Genomic DNA, 275 nt, shown 5'->3' on the forward strand with positions numbered 1-275 from the left:
CCCCCCCCACCCCCCTTGCAAAACCAAACCGCCACCCCAGAACACCACGCACAAGAGCTTCCTCAATATGATCACGAGCAATCAGAACAAGAAGCAGATCCACTCGCAGCACATGATCAAGCACAAAAAGAACAAGAGCAAGCTCAAGTAGCAGAACAAGAGCAAGCACAAAAAGCTCAAGAGCAAGATCAAGCAGCCCTAGATGGAGAGGACGAAAAAGCTCAAGCGCAAAAAGTACAAGCGCTACCTCTACCAGCAAAGCTTAGAGGGGGCGG

1 pseudogene is annotated in these 275 nt (G+C 50.9%); it reads left to right on the forward strand.

The features are described 5' to 3' along the window. Window positions 1–15 precede the first annotated feature (15 nt). Window positions 16–275 (forward strand): annotated as a pseudogene (locus FE296_RS32530) (hypothetical protein); the annotation flags it as partial.

The sequence above is a fragment of the Paenibacillus sp. UASWS1643 genome (genome assembly GCF_008693195.1).
Lineage (GTDB): Bacteria > Bacillota > Bacilli > Paenibacillales > Paenibacillaceae > Paenibacillus > Paenibacillus amylolyticus_B.